Below are 338 nucleotides of genomic sequence, written 5' to 3'. Positions count from 1 at the left end.
CCTAAGTCAACTTCATCACCGGAAATGTCATCTGCGATTTTAACAGAGTATTTACTTAATACTGCTGCCGATAATCCAAATAACACAAACACTGGCATAGCAGCTGTTCCCACAATCCCTACTGTAAGAGGTATATTTATTATGTTTCTCCCATCTTTTTCTACCTTTATCCTGACTACAGTGGCTTTTTTTAACAGTTCTATTAATTGTGATTTTATTTTTTCGGTATCCTTGCCTACTTTTTCCTCAAACCTATAAGATTTAGCTTTTCCAAAGTTTTGATCACCTCCTTCTTCAATATATATAATAGCTTCTAATACGCTTCCATCTCTTTTTAG

At 34.3% G+C, this 338-nt stretch carries 1 protein-coding gene; it reads right to left on the bottom strand.

The window, feature by feature from the left end:
- Nucleotides 1-338, bottom strand: a 338-nt coding sequence (locus HLB29_RS09370; protein ID WP_243155124.1) for a DUF4342 domain-containing protein, incomplete at both ends; no start/stop codon positions are given.

Origin of the sequence: Peptostreptococcus canis (assembly GCF_014229965.1) — a bacterium.
Lineage (GTDB): Bacteria > Bacillota > Clostridia > Peptostreptococcales > Peptostreptococcaceae > Peptostreptococcus > Peptostreptococcus canis.
This window is presented reverse-complemented; position numbering and strand designations above follow the sequence as displayed.